Source organism: Pseudomonas sp. BRG-100 (assembly GCF_000737955.1).
GTDB classification, from domain to species: Bacteria; Pseudomonadota; Gammaproteobacteria; order Pseudomonadales; family Pseudomonadaceae; genus Aquipseudomonas; species Aquipseudomonas synxantha_A.
The window spans coordinates 2,844,592-2,865,504 of record NZ_JPRX01000001.1 but is presented as its reverse complement, the minus strand read 5'-3'; the positions used below and the strand labels follow the sequence as shown (position 1 = coordinate 2,865,504).

At 60.4% G+C, this 20,913-nt stretch carries 22 protein-coding genes and 1 pseudogene; 3 read left to right on the top strand and 20 right to left on the bottom strand.

The window, feature by feature from the left end:
- Window positions 1-2: 2 nt before the first annotated feature.
- From JH25_RS14640 to ubiE, 12 genes and pseudogenes are all read right to left on the bottom strand, one after another.
- Window positions 3-1,910, bottom strand: a complete 1,908-nt coding sequence (locus JH25_RS14640; RefSeq protein ID WP_032878327.1) for a methyl-accepting chemotaxis protein — start codon at window positions 1,908-1,910, stop codon at window positions 3-5.
- A 178-nt stretch (window positions 1,911-2,088) separates the two neighbouring features.
- Complete coding sequence (locus JH25_RS29385) at window positions 2,089-2,793, bottom strand: methyl-accepting chemotaxis protein (protein WP_371920241.1); 705 nt, start codon at window positions 2,791-2,793, stop codon at window positions 2,089-2,091.
- Window positions 2,794-2,994: 201 nt separating this feature from the next.
- Window positions 2,995-4,005, bottom strand: a pseudogene (locus JH25_RS29380) (methyl-accepting chemotaxis protein); the annotation flags it as partial.
- 119 nt (window positions 4,006-4,124) lie between these two features.
- Window positions 4,125-4,832: a 16S rRNA (uracil(1498)-N(3))-methyltransferase gene (locus JH25_RS14650; RefSeq protein WP_005783988.1), complete on the bottom strand. Its 708-nt coding sequence runs from the start codon at window positions 4,830-4,832 to the stop codon at window positions 4,125-4,127.
- Window positions 4,829-5,620 (bottom strand): twin-arginine translocase subunit TatC, encoded by a 792-nt coding sequence (gene tatC / locus JH25_RS14655; protein ID WP_005783990.1) that lies wholly within the window; start codon window positions 5,618-5,620, stop codon window positions 4,829-4,831. Before tatC ends, JH25_RS14650 begins: the two co-directional genes overlap by 4 nt.
- The gene (gene tatB, locus JH25_RS14660) at window positions 5,617-6,015 is read right to left on the bottom strand and encodes a Sec-independent protein translocase protein TatB (RefSeq protein WP_032878326.1); all 399 of its coding nucleotides are present in this window, start codon (window positions 6,013-6,015) and stop codon (window positions 5,617-5,619) included. Before tatB ends, tatC begins: the two co-directional genes overlap by 4 nt.
- A 10-nt stretch (window positions 6,016-6,025) precedes the next feature.
- The gene (locus JH25_RS14665; RefSeq protein WP_005783993.1) at window positions 6,026-6,304 is read right to left on the bottom strand and encodes a twin-arginine translocase TatA/TatE family subunit; all 279 of its coding nucleotides are present in this window, start codon (window positions 6,302-6,304) and stop codon (window positions 6,026-6,028) included.
- Between the two features lie 26 nt (window positions 6,305-6,330).
- Window positions 6,331-6,663 carry a phosphoribosyl-ATP diphosphatase gene (locus JH25_RS14670; RefSeq protein ID WP_005783994.1) on the bottom strand — a complete coding sequence of 111 codons (333 nt, stop codon included), beginning with the start codon at window positions 6,661-6,663 and terminating at the stop codon, window positions 6,331-6,333.
- Window positions 6,664-6,665: 2 nt separating this feature from the next.
- Window positions 6,666-7,058, bottom strand: a complete 393-nt coding sequence (gene hisI, locus JH25_RS14675; RefSeq protein ID WP_005783996.1) for a phosphoribosyl-AMP cyclohydrolase — start codon at window positions 7,056-7,058, stop codon at window positions 6,666-6,668.
- 41 nt (window positions 7,059-7,099) lie between these two features.
- On the bottom strand, window positions 7,100-8,704 hold the full coding sequence (gene ubiB / locus JH25_RS14680; protein ID WP_005783998.1) for a ubiquinone biosynthesis regulatory protein kinase UbiB: 1,605 nt from the start codon (window positions 8,702-8,704) through the stop codon (window positions 7,100-7,102).
- Window positions 8,701-9,324 (bottom strand): ubiquinone biosynthesis accessory factor UbiJ, encoded by a 624-nt coding sequence (locus JH25_RS14685; RefSeq protein WP_005784000.1) that lies wholly within the window; start codon window positions 9,322-9,324, stop codon window positions 8,701-8,703. Before JH25_RS14685 ends, ubiB begins: the two co-directional genes overlap by 4 nt.
- Window positions 9,324-10,094 carry a bifunctional demethylmenaquinone methyltransferase/2-methoxy-6-polyprenyl-1,4-benzoquinol methylase UbiE gene (ubiE, locus tag JH25_RS14690; protein WP_003171186.1) on the bottom strand — a complete coding sequence of 257 codons (771 nt, stop codon included), beginning with the start codon at window positions 10,092-10,094 and terminating at the stop codon, window positions 9,324-9,326. Before ubiE ends, JH25_RS14685 begins: the two co-directional genes overlap by 1 nt.
- A 145-nt stretch (window positions 10,095-10,239) precedes the next feature.
- On the opposite strand from ubiE, the gene JH25_RS14695 reads away from it, so the two are divergent.
- The 3 genes from JH25_RS14695 (at window position 10,240) to JH25_RS14705 (ending at window position 11,991) form a co-directional block, all read left to right on the top strand.
- Entirely contained in the window at window positions 10,240-10,515 is a 276-nt protein-coding gene (locus tag JH25_RS14695) for a polyhydroxyalkanoic acid system family protein (protein ID WP_032878325.1), read from the top strand.
- 93 nt (window positions 10,516-10,608) lie between these two features.
- Complete coding sequence (locus JH25_RS14700) at window positions 10,609-11,031, top strand: phasin family protein (protein WP_032878324.1); 423 nt, start codon at window positions 10,609-10,611, stop codon at window positions 11,029-11,031.
- Window positions 11,032-11,043: 12 nt separating this feature from the next.
- The gene (locus JH25_RS14705; RefSeq protein WP_032878323.1) at window positions 11,044-11,991 is read left to right on the top strand and encodes a phasin family protein; all 948 of its coding nucleotides are present in this window, start codon (window positions 11,044-11,046) and stop codon (window positions 11,989-11,991) included.
- Window positions 11,992-12,162: 171 nt separating this feature from the next.
- Here JH25_RS14705 and JH25_RS14710 read toward each other — a convergent pair whose 3' ends face one another.
- The 8 genes from JH25_RS14710 to JH25_RS14745 all read right to left on the bottom strand — a co-directional run bounded on the left by JH25_RS14710 (window position 12,163) and on the right by JH25_RS14745 (window position 20,912).
- Entirely contained in the window at window positions 12,163-12,783 is a 621-nt protein-coding gene (locus JH25_RS14710; RefSeq protein WP_005784011.1) for a TetR/AcrR family transcriptional regulator, read from the bottom strand.
- Between the two features lie 27 nt (window positions 12,784-12,810).
- Window positions 12,811-14,493: a class II poly(R)-hydroxyalkanoic acid synthase gene (gene phaC / locus JH25_RS14715; RefSeq protein ID WP_032878322.1), complete on the bottom strand. Its 1,683-nt coding sequence runs from the start codon at window positions 14,491-14,493 to the stop codon at window positions 12,811-12,813.
- A gap of 90 nt (window positions 14,494-14,583) precedes the next feature.
- Window positions 14,584-15,429 (bottom strand): poly(3-hydroxyalkanoate) depolymerase, encoded by an 846-nt coding sequence (gene phaZ / locus JH25_RS14720; RefSeq protein ID WP_005784015.1) that lies wholly within the window; start codon window positions 15,427-15,429, stop codon window positions 14,584-14,586.
- A gap of 161 nt (window positions 15,430-15,590) precedes the next feature.
- The gene (gene phaC, locus JH25_RS14725) at window positions 15,591-17,270 is read right to left on the bottom strand and encodes a class II poly(R)-hydroxyalkanoic acid synthase (RefSeq protein WP_032878321.1); all 1,680 of its coding nucleotides are present in this window, start codon (window positions 17,268-17,270) and stop codon (window positions 15,591-15,593) included.
- 249 nt (window positions 17,271-17,519) lie between these two features.
- The gene (locus JH25_RS14730; protein WP_032878320.1) at window positions 17,520-17,897 is read right to left on the bottom strand and encodes a gamma-butyrobetaine hydroxylase-like domain-containing protein; all 378 of its coding nucleotides are present in this window, start codon (window positions 17,895-17,897) and stop codon (window positions 17,520-17,522) included.
- 149 nt (window positions 17,898-18,046) lie between these two features.
- Window positions 18,047-19,384, bottom strand: coding sequence for an ATP-dependent protease ATPase subunit HslU (gene hslU, locus JH25_RS14735; RefSeq protein ID WP_003171208.1), 1,338 nt, complete (start codon window positions 19,382-19,384; stop codon window positions 18,047-18,049).
- 37 nt (window positions 19,385-19,421) lie between these two features.
- On the bottom strand, window positions 19,422-19,952 hold the full coding sequence (gene hslV, locus JH25_RS14740) for an ATP-dependent protease subunit HslV (RefSeq protein ID WP_003171209.1): 531 nt from the start codon (window positions 19,950-19,952) through the stop codon (window positions 19,422-19,424).
- Window positions 19,953-20,210: 258 nt separating this feature from the next.
- Complete coding sequence (locus JH25_RS14745) at window positions 20,211-20,912, bottom strand: SPOR domain-containing protein (protein ID WP_005784023.1); 702 nt, start codon at window positions 20,910-20,912, stop codon at window positions 20,211-20,213.
- Between the last annotated feature and the right edge of the window lies 1 nt (window position 20,913).

Below are 20,913 nucleotides of genomic sequence, written 5' to 3'. Positions count from 1 at the left end.
GCTCAGACCTTGAACCGGCCTACCGAGCGCGCCAGGTCTGTGCCCAGGCGCGCCAGCTCGATGCTGGCCGCCGCCGTCTGCTCACTGGCGGTCGAGGTTTGTTCCGACGCATCCTTGACCTTCAGTACGCTGCGGTTGATCTCTTCGGCCACCGCGCTTTGCTCCTCGGCTGCTGCGGCAATCTGTGGGTTCATCTCCTGAATCACCGATACCGTACGGGTGATGTTGGCAAGGGCTGCGCCTGCGCGGCGCGTCAGCTCCACGCTGTTGTCGGTCAGGCTGAGACTGTTGTCCAGGATATCGGCGGTGTGTTGCGTGCCACGCTGCAAACCCTCGATCAACATCTCGATTTCCTCGGCTGATTGCTGGGTGCGCTGGGCCAGGGTGCGTACTTCGTCGGCCACTACAGCGAAACCGCGACCGGCTTCACCCGCGCGTGCCGCTTCGATAGCGGCGTTAAGGGCCAGCAGGTTGGTTTGCTCGGACACCGATTTGATCACCTCCAGCACGCTGCCGATCTTCTGGCTTTCCTGTTGCAAGCCTTGCATCGCCAGGCTCGAGCGGTTCATCTGCTCGGCCAGATGTTCGATATGGGTAATCGCTTCGGCCACCACCTGGTCGCCCACACCTGCTTGTTGATCAGCCTCAGTGGCGGCAATCGAGGCTTGCTCTGCGTGACGAGCGACCTCTTGGGAGGTAGCGAGCATTTCGTTCATGGCGGTGGCGACTTGCTCGGTTTCCAGTTTCTGGCCATTGACCCCGGCGCGGGTTTGCTCGGTGACGGCGGACAGTTGCTCGGCGGCGCTTGCGATCTGGCGGGCGCTGTCGTTGATACCGCCGATCAGGGCGCGCAGGTTGAGCGTCATCTGGCCGATGCTGCGTTGCAATTGGCCCAGTTCGTCGCGCCGCGAGGTAGTGATATCGTGGCTCAGGTCGCCCTCGGCGATGCGGTTGGCTGTCAGCAGCGCCTGGCGCAACGGCCGCACGATCTGGCCGGCGATCAGCCAGGCAGCGAGGGCCCCGAGCAGCAGCGCTGCGCCTGTCACGTAGAGCAACAACAGGCGAGCCAAGTCTGCTTCTTTGTCGCGTTGCAGGGTCTGTTCCTCGCTCAGGCGGTCGCTTTGCGAGAGTAACTGGTCCAGCCACTGCTCCAGTTGATTCTGGGTGTTTTCAACAGTGACCTGCGCGTCCTTGACGCGGTTGAGTTGGGCGCGATAGTCGAGCAGGGCGCTGTTCAGAGCGGTGCTGTCGACCGGTAAAGCCGTCACGGCAGACTGAGCACCGTCGAGGGCCTTGAGCGCGTCGTCCACGCCTTGGGTGTAAATCTGCAGTGTGTCTGCGGCCCATGCCGGTGCCTTGGCGCGGTCTTCGGCTTTTTCCAAGGCCAGGCGCAGGTTTTCCACGCTATCCAAGGCTTTCTCATCGTTCTGGTCGGGCAAGTCACTGGAAAATTGTCCAAGGGTGTCGCTGGCCGCCACAGAACTGCTGGTGAGCCCCTTCTGCGCTTGCTCACGTTGTTGCATCAAGGTGGGTAGCCCGCCCAGTGCGGTCTTGAAGCGCGCGCTGAGGCGACTGGAGTCTTGGACTTGCTGCAGATGTGCCTGGATTTTCAGGCGATCCGCCAACTCGACCAGGTAACCGTCGATTTTTTCCATGTGCCGGCCGATCTTGTCGAAGTTCGTCGGTTCATTGAGGGTGCGGTACAAAATCCGTTCGGCGCGTAGTTCTTCACCGGTCACGGCCAATCGAGAAAGAGTGGTCAAGGTTTGTGCACGGAAGAGCGAGTCGTTCAGTGCCTGCCATCCCGTCAGGGCGACAGCAATGCACAGTGCCAGCACCAGGCCGAAGCCAAGGATAAGCTTGAGGGTGACGCTGGTATTGCCCAATACGCGGGTCAGTGGTCGAAACATGATGCACCTCCATCAGCAAAGAGAAAGCGTCTCGCAGTCCGACTGACGCAGGTCAGGAGGAGTGGGAACGCTAAATCTTTTCGGCAAGGGGCGCGTAAGAATTGACCTGAAAGACGTGTAGGAAATTTCACAAGTTGCAGAGAGGACCCCGCACGGGCCACTCCCTGGTGTGAGCGTGTCAGACCCTGAAGCGGCCGACCAATGCTTGCAGATGAATGCCCAGGCGCGCCAGTTCTGCACTCGACGCAGCGGTTTCTTCGCTGGCCGAGGACGTCTGTTCGGATACGTCACGCACATTCAACACGCTGCGGTTGATCTCTTCGGCTACGGCGCTCTGTTGCTCGGCGGCGGTGGCGATTTGTGAGTTCATCGCCTGGATGGTTGAAACCGTGCGGGTGATATTCGCCAATGCGCTGCCGGCGCGACGCGTCAGTTCAACGCTGCTGTCGGTCAGCCCACGGCTGTTGTCCATGATGGAGGCCACCTGCTGGGTACCGTTTTGCAGGCCGACGATCAGCTCTTCAATCTCTTCGGTGGACTTCTGTGTGCGCTGGGCCAGGCTGCGCACTTCATCGGCCACCACCGCGAAGCCACGCCCGGCCTCCCCGGCACGCGCCGCTTCAATGGCCGCATTCAGCGCCAGCAGGTTGGTTTGCTGGGCGACGGATTTGATCACGTCAAGCACGCTGCCGATCTTGTCGCTTTCGCGCTTCAGGTCGCCCATGGCGAGGGTGGAGTTGCCGACTTCGGTCGCCAGGCGTTCGATCTGGGCGATGGCTTCGCCGACCACCTTGTCACCTTCACGGGCCTGTTGGTCTGCGGCTACAGCAGCTTCCGAGGCTTGCTCGGCATTGCGTGCAACTTCCTGCACGGTGGCGGCCATTTCGTTCATGGCGGTGGCGACCTGATCGGTCTCGACCTTTTGGCTGTTGACCCCCGCGCTGGTCTGTTCAGTCACGGCCGACAATTGCTCGGCCGCGCTGGCGATCTGGGTGACGCCGTCGCTGATACCACCGATCAACGCGCGCAGGCCCACGGTCATGCTCTGCATGGCGCGTTGCAACTGGCCCAGTTCGTCCTGGCGGCCAGAGTCCAGGTTGTGGCTCAGGTCGCCGGAGGCCACGCGCTCGGCGACCTTGAGGGTCTGGTTTAGCGGGATGACGATCTGGCGGGTGATGGCCCAGGCTGCGAACAGGCCGAAGACCATCGCCAGTACGGTGGCGAGCAGCAACAGATACTTGGCCTGGGCCACATCGTGGTCGCGCACTGCGGTTTGCGACGTGGTGAGTTTCTCGCTATGGCCCAGCAGAATATCGCCCTGGGCGCTCATGATTTTAAGGGCGGCGGCACTGGCCACTTGGGAGTCGCGATATTGGCTGACGGCGGCGCGATAGGCTTGCAGTGAGACACCAGCCTCTTGCAGGTTGGCCTGGTAGGGCGCTGGCAGTTGGCTTTGCAGTTCGGTGATTTTTTTCAGGGCATTGTCGATGGCATCAAGGGCCGGTTGCTCGGCCTCGACTTTGCCGCTGTAGGTGTAGCCGCGTACCTGGAAGCGCGCTTGCTGGATCAGCTTGCTCAGGTCAACCACGCTGTTGAACTGGGTGACGCTGTCGCCTTGCAGGAGGCTTTTTTCAATCTCGTTGGTTTTGGCCACGGCATTGTCGGCGGTGTCGCCGAGCTTGCTGCGCGCGCCCTCACGCTTGAGGCCCGCCTGGACCATGGCCGCGAAGGCTTTTTTGTATTGGCTCAACGCTTCCTGTTGTTGTTCGACTAGGGCCTTGTCATTGGGCTGTTCGATTAACTGCGCGGCGGTTTCAAGGCCATTGTCCAACTGAGTAATCAGGCCGGTGACCGCGTCAGTGCCTTGTTCGCCGCGGCGCATATCAAAGTCCAGGCGCGCCAGGCGCAGGTCTTTGGTCAGGCCATTGAGGCTGGAGATAAAACCCAGCTTATCGCCGCGATTGATTACGTCGCCCAGGCCGGTCCAGCCGGTAAAGGTGATCAACAGCGTCAGGATCAACACCAGGCCAAAGCCGACGCTCAGCTTGCGGTTGACGCTTACATTCCCCAGTTTCTCGGCTAACCAACGATACATGCTGCGAACTCCCCTGGAACAAGGCTTGGACTTATTCAGAGGCTATCGGCATGGGCATAGGATTCTGTAGCGCCAGAGATCCAATGTGGGAGGGGGCTGTAGTGTTTTTGGATTTGATATCAGAACAGTCGGGCGAGCAGGGCCGTCACGGCGGTTTCAACCCGTAGGATGCGCGCACCAAGCTGCACCGGTTGCAAACCGGCCTTGGTCAGCAGCTCGACTTCATAGGGAATCCAACCACCTTCCGGGCCAATTGCCAGTGTTACCGGCTCATCCAGCCCACGGGGGCAGGCCGGGTAATCGCCGGGATGACCGATCAGGCCCAGGGTGCCGGCAGTCATGGCCGGCAGGCGATCTTCGACAAACGGTTTGAAGCGCTTTTCGATAATGATCTCGGGCAGCACCGTGTCCCGCGCCTGTTCCAGACCGAGGATCAGTTGCTCGCGAACCGCTTCAGGTTCCAGGAATGGGGTCTGCCAGAAGCTTTTTTCCACGCGGTAGCTGTTGACCAGCACGACCTTGGGCACGCCCATGGCCGCCACGGTTTGCAGCACCCGGCGCAGCATCTTCGGGCGGGGCAGGGCCAGCAGCAGTGTCAGGGGCAGCTTTGGCGGCGGCGGTTGGTCGAAGCTGACTTGCAGCTCGGCTTCGCCTGCGTCCAGGCGCAGCAGTTGGGCATTGCCCATCAGCCCACCAATGCGGCCCACACGCAGGTTGTCGCCTACGGCGGCGCGGTGGACTTCCTGCATATGCACCAGGCGCCGATCACGCAGCACCACGCGGTCGGCCGCGATGAAGTCGGCGTCTTCCAGCAGCAGCAGGTTCACGGCTGGGTCGCTGGCGGCTGGTCGTCGTCGGCAGGCTGGTCGTCCGGGTGTTCGCCGCGCTTGCTGATCAAGCCGCTGAACAGGATGCCCACTTCGAACAGCATCCACATCGGCACGGCCAGCAAGGTCTGGGAGAAGATGTCCGGCGGCGTGAGGATCATGCCAACCACAAAGCAGCCGATGATCACGTACGGGCGGATCTTCTTCAGGTACTTGACGTCGACCACGCCGATCCACACCAGCAACACCACCGCCACCGGGATTTCGAAGGCCACGCCAAAGGCGAAGAACAGCGTCATCACGAAGTCGAGGTAGCTGGTGATATCGGTCATCATCTCCACGCCGGCCGGGGTGGCGGCGGCGAAGAACTTGAAGATCAGCGGGAACACCAGGAAGTAGGCGAAGGCCATGCCGGTATAGAACAGCAGGATGCTCGACACCAGCAACGGCACTGCGATGCGCTTCTCGTGCTTGTACAGGCCCGGCGCAATAAAGCCCCAGATCTGATGCAGGATCACCGGGATCGCCAGGAACAGCGAAACCATCATGGTCAGCTTCAATGGCGTCAGGAACGGCGACGACACGTCGGTGGCAATCATCGTCGCGCCGACAGGCAGGTACTGGCGCAACGGTGTGGAAACGAAGGTGTAGATCTGCTGGGTGAACGCAAACAGCCCTGCAAAGATGATGAAGATGGCCGCTACGCAACGCAGCAGGCGGGTACGCAACTCGGTGAGGTGCGAGACCAGCGGCATGTGCTGGTCGTTTTCCGGTTTATCAGCGCTCATGGGGCTCGCGGCGGCAGTGTAGGGTCATTGGGCGCGGGCGACGCGACGGGCGTCGGCGCAGGCGTTATCGGGGCGGGAACGGCTTCGGCAGGGGACACCGGCGCGATGCTCTGCTCGGCCACCGGAGTGACCGGCTTGGCCGGCTCCTGCACCGGGGAAAGAATCTTGCGCGCCTCCTGCTCCAACGACAGGATATGTTCGTTGTGCAATTGCCGGCGGATCTCGTCGGCACCGATTTCACGTTCAACTTCCTGTTTGATCGCGTTGAAACTGCGTTTCAGGCGCCCGATCCACAGGCCGGCGGTGCGTGCGGCACCGGGCAGGCGTTCCGGCCCCAGTACCAGCAGGGCTACCAGGCCGACGAGCAGCAGTTCAGAGAAGCTGATACCAAACATTAGTCAGTGCTCACGAGTCTTTGCGGGTCGGCTCTTGGACTTTTTCAGCCTGCACGTCGAAGGTACGACGCTCGGTGATCGGCTGAGCGGCCTGCGGGTGCACAGGCTGTGCCGGTGGCACCGGGTTTGCGCTTGGCTCGGCGGGTTTCTCGTCGTCGTTCATGGCTTTACGAAAGCCCTTGATCGACTCGCCGACGTCGGTGCCGAGGTTTTTCAGTTTTTTGGTGCCGAACACCAGAACAACCACCACCAGAATGACGATCCAGTGTTTCCAGTCAAAAATGCCCATGCTGCAAATCCTCAAGTCTTGGTTAATCAGGCGGACGGGCGCGAGGCCTTTTCGACGTGCCCGGACAAGCCGAAGCGACGGTCCAGTTCATCCAGCACGGCCTGTGGATGCTGCCCCAGTTGGGCAAGCATGACCAGGCTATGGAACCACAAGTCGGCGGTCTCATAGATTACATCGCTGTAATCACCGCTGATTTGCGCGTCCTTGGCCGCAATGATGGTCTCGACGGATTCTTCGCCGAGTTTTTCCAGAATCTTGTTCAGACCCTTGTGGTAAAGGCTAGCGACATAGGAGCTGTCGGCATCCGCGCCTTTGCGGTCTTCCAGCACCTGGGCCACACGGTTCAGGGTATCGCTCATGTTCAGTGTCCTGCCGAATAAATGGCGTGCGGGTCTTTAAGCACTGGGTCCACTGTCTTCCATTCGCCGTCTTCGAAGACGCGATAGAAACAGCTGTGGCGCCCGGTATGGCAGGCGATGTCGCCGATCTGATCGACCATCAGGATCACCACGTCAGCGTCGCAGTCCAGGCGCATTTCATGCAGAACCTGCACGTGTCCGGATTCTTCGCCCTTGCGCCACAGTCTGCCACGCGAACGTGACCAGTAGATGGCGCGCTGCTCAGTGGCGGTGAGGCTCAGCGCCTCGCGGTTCATCCAGGCCATCATCAATACGCGCCCGGTCTTGTAGTCCTGGGCAATGGCCGGCACCAGGCCGTCACTGTCCCACTTGATCTCGTCCAGCCAGTTTTTCATGTTCGGCTCCGGCAATTTGCGACAGTGTATAACCGGATTGGCTATCGACGCACGATCAGATAAACACCCACCGCCACCATGATTCCGGCTGGCCAGTGACCCAGTTGATTCAGCGGCCCGCCGATCACCAGCATCACACCGCCCACCAGGTGCGCGGCGCCGAGCAGGCGCAGGAACCAGTCGTCCTTGCGCTTGCGCCAAGGCGGCTCGGGGTCTTTGGCGTGGGGCTGGGACATGCGCTCCAGTAGATCGCGGGTCATGTTGGCCAGGTGCGGCAGTTGTTCGAACTGGCTGTGCAGGTTGCCCAACATGGTCTTCGGGCTCATCCGCTCACGCATCCAGCGCTCCAGGAACGGTTGCGCGGTGTTCCACAGATCGAGGTCCGGATATAACTGGCGGCCCAGGCCTTCGATGTTGAGCAGGGTTTTTTGCAGCAGCACCAACTGCGGTTGTACTTCCATATTGAAGCGCCGCGCAGTCTGGAACAGGCGCATCAGCACCTGACCGAAGGAAATATCTTTTAACGGTTTTTCAAAGATCGGTTCGCATACGGTACGGATCGCCGCTTCGAATTCGTTGAGCTTGGTTTCCGCCGGCACCCAACCTGAATCGATGTGCAACTGCGCCACGCGGCGGTAGTCGCGCTTGAAGAAAGCAAACAGGTTGCGCGCCAGGTAGTCCTGGTCTTCCGGGGTCAGGCTGCCGACGATGCCACAGTCGATCGCGATGTACTGCGGGCTCCACGGATTGACGGTGCTGACGAAGATGTTGCCGGGGTGCATGTCGGCGTGGAAGAAACTGTCGCGAAATACTTGGGTAAAGAAGATCTCCACCCCGCGTTCGGCGAGCATCTTCATGTCGGTGCGCTGGTCGGCGAGGGTGGCCAGGTCGGTGACCTGCACGCCGTAGATGCGCTCCATCACCAGCACTTTCGGCCGGCACCAGTCCCAATACACTTGTGGCACGTACAGCAGTTGCGAGCCTTCGAAGTTGCGTCGCAATTGGCTGGCGTTGGCCGCTTCGCGCAGCAGGTCGAGCTCGTCGTAGATGGTTTTTTCGTAGTCGGCGACCACATCCACCGGGTGCAGCAGACGCGCGTCGGCAGAAAAACGTTCGGCCGCCCGAGCCAGGATAAACAGCCACGCCAGGTCCTGGCCGATGATCGGCTTGAGGCCCGGGCGAATGACTTTTACCACCACCTCTTCGCCGGTCTTGAGCTGTGCGGCGTGGACCTGCGCGACCGAGGCCGAGGCCAGGGGCTCGACATCGAAGCGGCTGAACACCTCGCTGATCTTCTGGCCCAGTTGTTCTTCGATCAACGCCATCGACTGCTGTGAATCGAAAGGCGGCACACGGTCCTGCAACAGCATCAGTTCGTCGGCGATGTCTTCAGGCAGCAAGTCGCGGCGGGTGGAGAGGATCTGCCCGAACTTGATAAAGATCGGCCCCAGATCCTGCAACGCCAGGCGCAGGCACGCGCCTCGGCTGAGCTCCAGCTGTTTGCGCGGGAACCAGCGCCACGGCAGCACATAACGCACCGCCAGCAGGAACCAGGGCAGGGGCAGGGCAAACAGCAGGTCATCGAGGCGGTAACGGATTACGACGCGCTGGATACGAAACAAACGGCGGACGGCGAGCAGCTTCATGCGTTATCGCTTGGATCAAGGGAGCGGCTCAGGCGTTCGAAGCGGGCCTCGAGGCGTTCCAGGTCGATTTTGGCCTTGTCGAGCTCACGAAAGCGCGCTTGCGCTTCCCGTTGCCCGACCAGGGTGCGCGATTCTTCGCTCAGGTATTCGGCGAGGTTCTGGTTCAGGCTGGCGAACCCTTGCTGGTACCAGCGCGAGCGGCTGCGCAGGTGCCCGCTGAGCAACTGGGTGGCGACCGGGCCGATCCAGCGCGAGAGTTCGTATTCCCAATCCAGCTCCAGGTCCTGCAGCACGGCGGCCAGGTCCATCAGCACCGCACTGTCGCCTTCCAGCTCCACCTCGGGGCTGTGGAGGATGGCGGTCTTGTTGCGGCTCAGCGCCAGGTGCAACAGGCTGGAGGCCGGCGCACGCAAGGTGCAGTCGGCGTCGGCGGCCCATTGAGTGGCGAGCAGCAAGCCTTCATCGCTGGGCAGGATAAACAGCTGCACAGCGGGGCTGCGGCAGTCGACGGCAATGACTTTGCCGTTCAAGTGCGCGAGCCGTGCCAGGGCGGTGCTGTCCAGGCGCAGAACACGGTTGAGGCCATGTTCGACGCTTGCGAGAAGGCCTGCGAGCAGCATCAGGGTTTGATACCTCGGTGCAATGCAACGATGCCGGAGGTCATGTTGTGATAGGTCACGCGGTCGAAACCGGCCTCCACCATCATTGACTTCAGGGTTTCCTGGTCGGGGTGCATGCGGATGGATTCGGCCAGGTAGCGGTAGCTCTCGGCGTCATTGGTGATCAACTTGCCCATCAGCGGCATGAAGGCGAACGAGTAAGTGTCGTAGACCTTGGACATCAGCGCGTTGGTCGGCTTGGAGAATTCCAGCACCAGCAGGCGGCCACCTGGCTTGAGGACACGCAGCATCGAGCGGATCGCGTCCTCCTTGTGAGTGACGTTGCGCAGGCCGAAGGCGATGGTCACGCAGTCGAAATGGTTGTCGGGGAACGGCAGCTTCTCAGCGTCGGCCTGGACGAACTCGATATTGCCGGCCACACCTTTGTCGAGCAGGCGATCGCGGCCGACCTTGAGCATCGAACCGTTGATATCGGCCAAAACCACCTGACCGGTGGGGCCGACCAGTTTGGAGAACTTGGCGGCCAGGTCGCCCGTGCCGCCGGCGATATCCAGTACCCGGTTGCCGGTGCGTACGCCCGACAACTCGATGGTGAAGCGCTTCCACAGACGGTGCATGCCGCCGGAAAGCACGTCATTCATCAGGTCGTACTTGGCCGCCACGGAGTGAAACACCTCAGCGACTTTTTCCGCTTTCTGGCTTTCCGGGACGTTCTTGAAACCGAAGTGAGTGGTGGGTTCGGCATCGCTGCCTTTGCGCTGATCAGTCATATCGCTGTCACCAAAAGAGAATGCGGGACATGATAATCCCCAAGGCCTGCTTTGTCTTGGCAAGGCTGCAGGTAAGATAGATGCTCACCGAGGCCATTTGCCGCATGGCGGGTGTTCCGAGTCGTTATAAAGAGGAGTCATTGCAATGGCCCGTATTACCGTTGAGCGTGAACATACCCTGGGGAAAGAACAGGCGCGGGCCAAGGCTGAGCAATTGGCGCGCAAACTCGAGGATAAATATGGTGTGGAGTCTTCATGGGCCGGCGATACCCTGAAGCTGAAACGTTCCGGGGTTAAGGGCACCGTCGCGGTGGCCGATGACACGCTGCGCATCGAGGTAGAACTCGGCCTGTTGATGTCGGCCATGAGTGGCACGATCAAGTCCGAAATCGAAAAAGCCTTGGATAAGGCGTTGGCCTGACTTAGGGTGCCGATTCTAATTTTAACCCCTACTTTGTGCCCAAGCCCTCAACTCCTGCGGGCCGTCCTCCACCCTTTTTGCGTGAGGTGCACCATGGCCAAAGTTATTTTGAAGAAAAAAATCGACGTTCAAACCACCCCCCTGAGTGAGGTTAAAAGCTATGCCCGCAAGATCTGGCTGGCGGGCCTTGGTGCCTATGCAAAGGTCGGCAGCGAGGGCGGCGAATACTTCAAAGAGCTGGTCAAGAGCGGCCAACGCGTTGAAAGTAAAGGTAAAAAAGTTGTAGTTGAACAACTTGATGCCGCCAACAGTCAGATTGATCAAGTAAAGAGTAACGTCTCCGGCGTCAGGGGCTTGGTTGAAGTTCAGCTGGATAAAGTTGAAAAAGCTTTTGACACGCGTGTTGCAAGTGCCTTGAATCGAATCGGCATTGCGTCTAAACATGACGTGGAGACACTCTCTGCTAAGCTCGAAGAGCTGACGGCATTGCTCGAACGTGTCGCGCGTAAACACTAAGGAGACATCGGGATGGCTGTTAAAAAGACTACTCAGAAAGAAGGCAGCTCGTGGGTCGGGGAAGTTGAAAAATATTCCCGCAAAATCTGGCTTGCTGGTTTAGGCGTGTACTCGAAGGTTAGCAGTGACGGCGGTAAATACTTCGAGACTCTGGTCAAGGACGGCGAGAAGGCCGAGAAGTTGACCAAGAGCACAGTCGGTAAAAAAGTGGACGCGGCCAAGGCAACTGCCGGTTCTGCCAAGTCGAGCATTTCTGACACTTGGGGCAAGTTGGAAGAAACCTTCGACAAGCGCCTCAATAGTGCAATTTCGCGACTGGGCGTACCCAGCAAGGCTGAATTGAAGACGCTGCACAGCAAGGTCGATACCTTGACCAAGCAAATTGAAAAACTGACCGGCGCCAAAGCGGCTCCTGCCAAGACCGCCGCGGCCAAGCCTGCAGCAAAACCGGCTGCCAAACCTGCGGCTAAAACAGCCGCTGCAAAACCCGCCGCGAAAACTGCCGCCAAGCCTCTGGTTAAAGCCGCCGCCAAGCCGGCTGCAAAACCCGCTGCCAAAGCACCAGCCAAAGCCGCTGCGAAACCTGCGGCCAAGCCCGCGGCTAAAACCGCTGCCGCCAAACCGGCCACCAAGCCTGCCGCTAAGCCAGTGGCCGCTAAAGCCGCCGCGAAACCTGCGGCTAAACCGGCTGCCAAACCTGCGGCTAAAACCGCTGCTGCCAAACCTGCTGCCAAGCCCGCTGCTGCGAAACCAGCAGCCAAGCCTGCGGCCAAACCTGTAGCGGCCAAAAAGCCTGCGGTAGCGAAAAAACCGGCAGCAGCAAAGCCTGCCGCAGCGGCCAAGCCGGCAGCGGCGCCAGCAGCGGCCGCTTCTACCGCCAACTCGGTGTCCGCACCGACGCATACGGCTGCTACCCCGACTGCAACGCCGGTCACCCCGACGCCATCCAGTCAGTCCTGATTTTTCCGGGACACAAAAAAACGCCGGTCTGCGAGACCGGGCGTTTTTTATGCAAGCCTAAAAAACGCTGCATTTCCAATGTGGGAGCGGGCTTGCCCGCGATGGCGGAGTGTCAGTCATACAGGCATTGGCTGATCCAACGCTATCGCGGGCAAGCCCGCTCCCACATGTTTAATCAGTGTCATCCAGATATTTCAAGGCGAACTTCTCAGTCGCCTTCCGCGCCGTCGGTAACAGATGGGGGGCCACCAGCATCATGATCTGGTACACCACCACTCGCACCTCACCCTCACGGTCCAGAATCCGTTGGTAATCCAGGGAAAACAGCAGGGTCAGGGTGATCTGTTCCACCAGCTGTCCCAGTGCCTGGGTGTCACTGACCAGCTGCCCCGCGGCTTTCAACCGCGCTAACAATGAGGCCAGGGTGCGCTTGAGCGCCGTGAGCAGGTTGCGAATGCCCTTGGCCAGCTTCGGCAGGCGCCCGGCCAGGTTCGACAGGTCCTGGAACAGGAAGCGGTAGTGGGCCATGCGCTCGACAATCAGGTGCAGGAACAGCCAGTAATCCTCGGCCTCCAGTTGCGCATTGGCGGGAGGATCGAGCAATGGCGCCAACTCGCATTGAAAGCGCTCGAACAGCCCCAGCACCAACGGCTCCTTGCCGTGGAAGTGGTAGTAGAGGTTGCCGGGGCTGATCCCCATTTCATTGGCCACCTCCATGGTCGATACGTTCGGTTCGCCCTTGTGGTTGAACAACTGCAAGGCACATTCAAGGATACGGTCGCGGGTCTTCATCCAGTCTTCTTAATGTGATCGTTGAGCTCAACGCACCCGCACATAAGTGCCTGGCGCTGCTTCCATCGGTGGGTAGTTCTGGTTGCCCAGGGCGGTAAGCGTTTCGCGTTGTACCCCGGAGCGTTGTTGTATCCATTCCAGCCACTGCGGCCACCAGCTGCCTTCGACATGCCGGGCGTCGTAGTACCAGGCACGCGGGTCACTGCTCAGCTTGAGGTTCTCGACGTAGTTGGCCTTGGGGTTGCCCGGCGGGTTGAGGATGCTCTGGATATGCCCGCTGTTGGACAGCACAAAGCGCCGCTCGCCGCCCAGCAGTTGGGTGGAGCGATACACCGCGTCCCACGGTGTGATGTGGTCGTTGATCCCGGCCACGCTGAAGCTGTCCACCGTGACCTTGCGCAAGTCGATGGGCGTGCCGCACACCTCCAGGCCGCCGGGATGGCTCAGGGGGTTGTGCTTGAAGAAGTCCAGCAGGTCGCCGTGCAAGGCGGCGGGCAGGCGCGTGTTGTCGTTGTTCCAGTACAGGATGTCGAAGGCCGGCGGCTCCTTGCCCAGCAGGTAATTGTTGATCCAGTAGTTCCAGATCAGGTCGTTGGGGCGCATCCAGGCAAACACCTTGGCCATGTCACGGCCGTCCAGTACGCCCTCCTGGTAGGAGCGGCGCTTGGCGGCTTCCAGGGTTTGTTCGTCAGCGAACAAGGTTGCGGGGCTGTCGATCTGGCTGTCGAGCAGGCTCACCAGGTAACTGGCGCTGGAGATGCGCCGCAGCTGGCGCTTGGCTTGCAGGTGGCCTTGCAGGGCGGCGATGGTCAGGCCACCGGCGCAGGCGCCCATCAGGTTGACCTCGCGGGCGCCGGTGATGGCCCGGCAGACATTCAGTGCCTCCTCCAACGCCGCCACGTAGGTGGACAGGCCCCATTCGCGATGCCGCACGTCCGGGTTGCGCCAACTGATCATGAAGGTTTGCAGGCCATTTTTAAGGGCATATTGCACAAAGCTGTTGGCCGGGCTGAGGTCGAAGATGTAGTACTTGTTGATTTGCGGCGGCACCACCAGCAGCGGCTTGGCGTACTGTTTTTCGCTCATGGGCTTGTACTGGATCAGCTCCAGCAGTTCGTTGCGAAACACTACCGAACCGGGCGTGGTCGCCACCGTCTTGCCGACTTCGAAGGCGTGTTTGCTGACCTGGCGGGGCAAACCGTTGTTGTGCAGCAGGTCTTCGAACAGGTTACTCACGCCGCGCACCACGCTGTTGCCGCCGGAGTTGAGCAACTCCTTGATCGCCAGCGGGTTGAGCAGGGTGTTGGAAGGGGAGACGGCGTCGTTGAGCAGGGCGAAGGCGAACTGCGCACGCGCGCGATCATCGTCACTGAGGGTGCTGTCATCGATCCACTGCCGCGTCTGTTTCTGCCAGCTCAGATAGGCTTGCAAGCTGCGCCGGTACAGCGGGTTGAGCTTCCAGGTGGGGTCGCTGAAGCGATTGTCCCTGGGGTTGGGCTCGTGCACGGTCTCACCCAGCAGCACACGGCCCAGTTGGCCGCCCAGGGCCAGGGCGTGGCGGGCGGTGTGCACCGGGTTGCGCAGCCCGTGCGCGGCGACGGTGCGCAGGGTTGACAGCAGGTCGCGGCCGCGCAGGCCGGTGATCGCATTTTGTGCGTTGATGAACGCAGCGGGGGTGGGCGCCGGGTTCGTCACGGGTCTTCCTCGCATGAGCCAACACTCCTTCGTCAAGACATCAAGCAGGCACGCCAATCCAGAACCATAGTCGGTTCCTGGCAACTTGCGCGGTGGTGTGGTCCTTCACACCGCCGGTCGCGGATGTATCACTGCGCGCAAGCGCTCCTCTTCGAGAAACTTCATGATGATCGGCGCCACGGCTTCAGCCCGGGTGATCAGGAACAGGTGCCCGTCATCGATGATGTGCAACTGCGCATTGGGGATGCGCCAGGCGAGCATGCGCATGTTGACCAGCGGGATCAGCGGGTCATCGTCCCCGGCCAATACCAGGGTGGGCTGGCGAATCTTGTGCAGCCAATGAATGCTGGTCCAGCCCAGCCCGGCGAACAATTGCCAGTAGTAACCCAGCTTGCCAGCCGAGCGCACTTTGCTCGCATGTTCGGCGGCCAGGTTCGAATCGCGGCGGAACGAGCCGCCATAAATCATCGGCGCGATGCGCACCACATGGGAGGGTTGGATATAACGCCGGGGGCTGGCCATCAGCCACAGCACTTTGGGTTTGCCCGGCACCATAAAGGCCCCGGCAGCTGTGGCCGCCAGGATCAGCTTCTTGCAGCGTTCCGGGTAGTCATAGGCGAACTGCTGCGCCAGTGCCCCGCCCCAGGACACACCCACGGCGTTCACCTGGCCGTAGTCGAGGTAATCGAGCATACGCGCGGTGAGCCTGGCCAGGCCGGGGAAGCGATAGGGCCGCTTCGGCGTCGAGGAACCGCCAACGCCGGGCACATCGAACGCAATCACTTCCAGGTCCGGGTCCAGGGCCTGGACGAACGGGAACACCAGCTCAAGGTTGGCGCCGATGCCGTTGAAGATCAGCAGCGGGGTCAAGTGCGGCTTGCCCGGGCGTACCGCCGTGCGGATGGTCTGGCCATCCAGGTCGATGGTACGGAAGATGAACGGTTGCGCCATGCTCAAGCCCTGTGAAGTGTTACAGCCGGAATGCGATCAAAAATGTGGGAGCGGGCTTGCTCGCGAATGCGGTATTTCAGTTGGCACATCTGATACTGATACACCGCATTCGCGAGCAAGCCCGCTCCCACATCTGAACTCATTTCAATTACAAAAAATGCCTAGCGTTCATGTACATAGGTACCCGGCGCCGCTTCGGCGGCGGCATAGGTTTTATTACCTAATGTCGTCGGGGCTTTTTTCAGTTTTCCCGCCCGCTCCGCCTGCCACACCTGCCAATGCAGCCACCACGAGTCGGTGTGCTTGGTCGCATTTTCCTGCCATTCCAGCGCATTGCCGGCCAAGCCCTCGCTGGTCTGGTAGCGCGCCTTGGGGTTGCCCGGCGGGTTGAGGATGCTCTGGATATGCCCACTGCTGGACAGCACAAACTCGACCTTGCCACCGAACAACTGCGCAGACTTGTAGCAGGACTGCCACGGCGTGATGTGGTCGTTGGTGCCGGCCAGGGAGTAGATATCAGCGGTGACCTGCTTGAGGTCGATGGGCGTGCCGCACACTTCCAGGGCGTTGGCGCGTACCAGTGGGTTGTTCTTGAACAGTTCGATCAGGTCGCCATGGAACGCGGCCGGCAAGCGGGTGGTGTCGTTGTTCCAGAACAGGATGTCGAACACCGGCGGTTCGTTGCCCAGCAGGTAGTTATTGACCCAGTAGTTCCAGATCAGGTCGTTGGGGCGCATCCATGCAAACACCTTGGCCATGTCGCGGCCTTCCAGCACGCCGGCCTGATAGGAATGGCGCTTGGCTGCTTCCAGGGTCTGTTCGTCGACAAACAGCGCCACCTGGGTGTCCAGGGTGGTGTCCAGCACGCTCACCAACAGGGTCAGGGCGTTGACCTTCTTCTCGCCCAGCGCTGCGTAGTGGCCCAGCAGTGCGGTGCAGGTGATGCCGCCGGAGCAGGCGCCGAGCATATTCACGTCCTTGCTGCCGGTAATTGCCGTGACCACATCGACCGCTTCCTTGAGCGCCTCGATATAAGTAGAGAGCCCCCACTCGCGCTGGGCCTTGGTGGGGTTGCGCCAACTGACGATAAAGGTCTGTTGCCCATTGCGCAGGCAGAAACGCGCCAGGCTCTTTTCCGGGCACAGGTCGAATACGTAGAATTTGTTGATCTGCGGCGGCACCACCAGCAGTGGGCGCTCGTGTACCTGCTCGGTGATGGGCTTGTACTGGATCAGCTCCAGCACATCGTTGCGAAACACCACCGCGCCTTCGCTGGTGCCCAGGGTCTTGCCGACCTCAAAGGCGCCCATGTTGACCTGGCTCGGCATACCGCCGTTGTGCACCATGTCCTTGGCCAAGTGGGACAAACCGTCGAGCAGGCTTTTGCCGCCGGTTTCAAAGAAGCGCTTGACCGCCGCCGGGTTGGCCGCACTGTTGGTGGGGGCCATGGCTTCGGTCATCAGGTTGATCACGAAGTGGCCACGGCTGATGTCTTGTGCCGGCAGGTTGCTGTCGTCGATCCAGTCGTGGAGTTCCTTGCGCCACGCCAGGTAAGTCTGCAAATAACGTTTGTAGAGCGGGTTCTGGCTCCAGGCCGGGTCGTTGAAGCGACGGTCATCGCCTTCAGGCACCAGTTGGGATTTGCCGAACATCACATTCTTCAACTCGACGCCAAAGTGGGCGACGTGCTTGACGCTGTGCAACGGCTGCTTGATGGCTTGGGTCAGCACCATCTTGGCCGAGGCCAATAAATCCTTTTTGCGTAACGCGATGATCGGGTTCAGCCCCAGGGTGTTTTCCGAGGCCTGGCGTTTCAAGTCATCGTTATTCTTGTTACTCATCTACGACGCTCCATTGTCCGAAAGACGAGTACCGGCGATTGCTGCGCACCCAATTTCGATACACGACACCAGCCTGGTACTGCGACCCGGGTGACCGTTGATACCGCATCGTCAAATGCAGGGAACTTGCCAGCTCCATTGGTTACCCGAGTTTATTTTTTTTCGCAAGCGGGCCGATCATTGGCCACGCGACAGGGCATTCAAGCAGATGAAATTAGAAAATGCGCTCTAAAGACCAAGATGCCTGTGCTAGAGCATCAGCCGCACGACCGACTCACTCGGGTCGCGGGTTTTTCCGGTCGCTTTGAGCTCGGCCAGGTAGTCGGCCCATAGCGCGTCCTGACGTACGGCCAACTGATAGAGGTAGTCCCAAGTGAACAGTCCGCTGTCATGGCCGTCATCGAAGGTCAATTTCAGTGCGTACTGGCCGGCCGGTTCGACTTGGGTCAACCTGACATTGAGCTTGCCGAATTGCAGGATGGGCTTGCCGTGGCCCTGGACCTCGGCCGAAGGCGAGTGAACCCGCAGGAATTCGGCGGGCAGTTGGTAGGTTTCATCCGGCCCGTAAGTCAGGCCAAGGGTATTGGAGGTTTTGTGCAGGTTTACTGCAGTAGGAAACTTGACCATATGGGATGCTCCTGAATAAACCGGCTTGAAAATGTGGGAGGGGGCTTGCTCCCGATGGTGGTGTGTCAGTCAGCTCATCTGATACTGATACACCGCCATCGGGAGCAAGCCCCCTCCCACATTTGAAGCAAAGCAGTTCTGTGTGAGGCTTACAGGATATAACGAGACAAGTCTTCGTTCTGCGCCAATTCGCCCAAGTGGCTGTTGACGTAGTCAGCATCGATCTTGATCGCTTCGCCATTCTGCGCACCCGCCATGTCGCCGGCACTGAACGACACTTCCTCAAGCAAGCGCTCAAGCAAGGTATGCAGGCGTCGGGCACCGATGTTCTCGGTCTTCTCGTTGACCTGCCAGGCGATTTCCGCCAAACGCTTGATACCGTCCGCCTGGAACTCGATACCCAGGCCCTCGGTTTTCAGCAACTCACGGTACTGCTCGGTGAGCGAGGCGTGGGGTTCGCTGAGGATGCGCTCGAAGTCGCCAGGTGTCAGTGCCTTGAGTTCCACACGAATCGGCAGGCGGCCTTGCAGCTCGGGCACCAGGTCGCTTGGCTTGCTCAGGTGGAACGCACCGGAAGCGATAAACAGAATGTGGTCAGTCTTGACCATGCCCAGCTTGGTGTTGACTGTGCAGCCTTCGATCAGCGGCAACAGGTCACGCTGCACACCTTCGCGGGATACATCGACGCCACCGGAGTTGCCACGCTTGGCCACTTTGTCGATCTCATCGATAAACACGATGCCGTGCTGCTCGACCGCTTCCAGGGCCTTGGCCTTGAGTTCTTCCTCATTGACCAGGCGGCCGGCTTCTTCGTCGCGCACCAGCTTCAGCGCTTCTTTCACTTTGAGCTTGCGGCTTTTCTTCTTGCCCTTGCCCATGTTGGCGAACAGGTTCTGCAACTGGCTGGTCATTTCTTCCATGCCAGGCGGGGCAGAAATATCCACGCCGGACACTTCAGCCACTTCGATCTCGATTTCCTTGTCATCCAGCTGGCCTTCACGCAGGCGCTTGCGGAACAGCTGGCGAGTATTGGAATCCGACGACGGTGCGGCGTCTTCGTTGAAACCCATGCGGGCCGGTGGCAGCAGGGCGTCGAGGATGCGCTCTTCCGCTGCGTCTTCGGCACGGTGGCTGACCTTGGTCACTTCCTGTTCGCGCAGCATCTTCAGGGCGGCATCGGCCAGGTCGCGGATGATCGACTCGACATCACGGCCCACGTAGCCGACTTCGGTGAACTTGGTCGCTTCGACCTTGATGAACGGGGCGTTCGCCAATTTGGCCAGGCGCCGGGCGATTTCGGTTTTACCGACACCGGTCGGGCCGATCATCAGGATGTTCTTGGGGGTTACTTCAACGCGCAGTTCTTCGGGCAGTTGCATCCGGCGCCAGCGGTTACGCAGCGCAATGGCAACGGCGCGCTTGGCATCGTCCTGGCCGATGATATGGCGATTGAGTTCATGGACGATTTCGCGGGGGGTCATGGACATAGTGTCTGGCGGCCTCAAGCGGGAATAAGCCTACGGCTTACTCGGCGAGGTCCTGCTCCTCAATGGTCTGGTTGTGGTTGGTGAACACGCAGATATCGCCGGCGATACCCAGAGCGGTCTCGACGATCTCACGGGCCGACAGGTCGGTTTTCTTCAGCAGCGCACTGGCTGCCGCTTGGGCATAGCCACCGCCGGAACCCATGGCGATCAGGCCATGTTCGGGCTCTACCACATCGCCGTTACCGGTGATGATCAGGGAAGCGTCTTTGTTCGCGACGGCGAGCATGGCCTCCAGGCGGCTGAGGGAGCGGTCGGTGCGCCATTCTTTGGCAAGTTCGACAGCGGCGCGCACCAGGTGGCCCTGATGTTTCTCAAGCTGGCCTTCGAAACGTTCGAAGAGGGTAAAGGCGTCGGCGGTAGCGCCTGCGAAACCGGCAAGTACCTGGCCGTGGTACAGGCGACGCACTTTTTTCGCGTTGCCTTTCATCACGGTATTGCCCAGGGAAACCTGGCCGTCGCCGCCCATGACGACTTTGCCGTGGCGACGTACTGAAACGATGGTGGTCAAGGGGAGAGTCTCCACGCAGCGGGGCGAAAATGCCCTGATGAGAACTCATATGGGGGTGGCGGGGGGGATTTCAACCGTAGGACGGGTGCGCGGACGAGTGGTGTTTATTGATCCGACACCTATTCAAGAACACCGCAAAACCAAATGTGGGAGGGGGCTTGCTCCCGATCGCGGTGTGTCAGTCGCTGAATATATTGACTGATATACCGCCATCGGGGGCAAGCCCCCTCCCACATTAGCCCTGCTATGTCTTCGAAATCAGCGGCTCTGGCGCTGTTGTAACAACAGATTGCTAAACCCGGCCCCGGCCAATTGTTTCTGCGCCACGGTCAGTTGCTCACGGTTGCTGAACGGCCCCACCAATACGCGATACCAGGTCGCGTCCTTCACCGTGCCGGACTCAACCGAGACCGATTGGCCCAACAGAATGATCTGTGCACGCACACGATCGGCATCCGCCTGTTTCGGGAACGAGCCGGCTTGCAGGAAGAACTTGGTCACAGGCGCGGCCTTGGTCGCTGCCACTGGCGGTGCTGGCGGCGGAGTGATGCCGGCCAGTGCAGCCTGGGCGCGAGCCGTATCGATTTTCGCCGCTTCCGCTGGGGTTACGGGCGTGGTCGGCACTTGCGGGGTCGGCAGGGTTTTCTCCGGCACGGCGTCGGGCGGCACGATCACTTCCGATTCCGGCAGCAGTGTGTAGAAGTCGTATTTCGGCTTCACCGGTGCGGTCGGGCTTGGCGCAGTCTTGTTGGCCTCGGCAATTTTCGTGGCCTTCTGCTGCTCCTGTTTGACGCGCTTGACGTCATCGCCCTGGCCAGGCTCCAGCTTCATCAGAAACACAACGAAGGCACCGACCGTCAGGCCGATGGCCATCCACAGCCAGCCCGGGATCGGCTGCTTCGCCGGGGCCTGATAACGGCTGGCGCCGCGTTTGGGTGCAGGTTTTTTCTTGGCAGCCAAC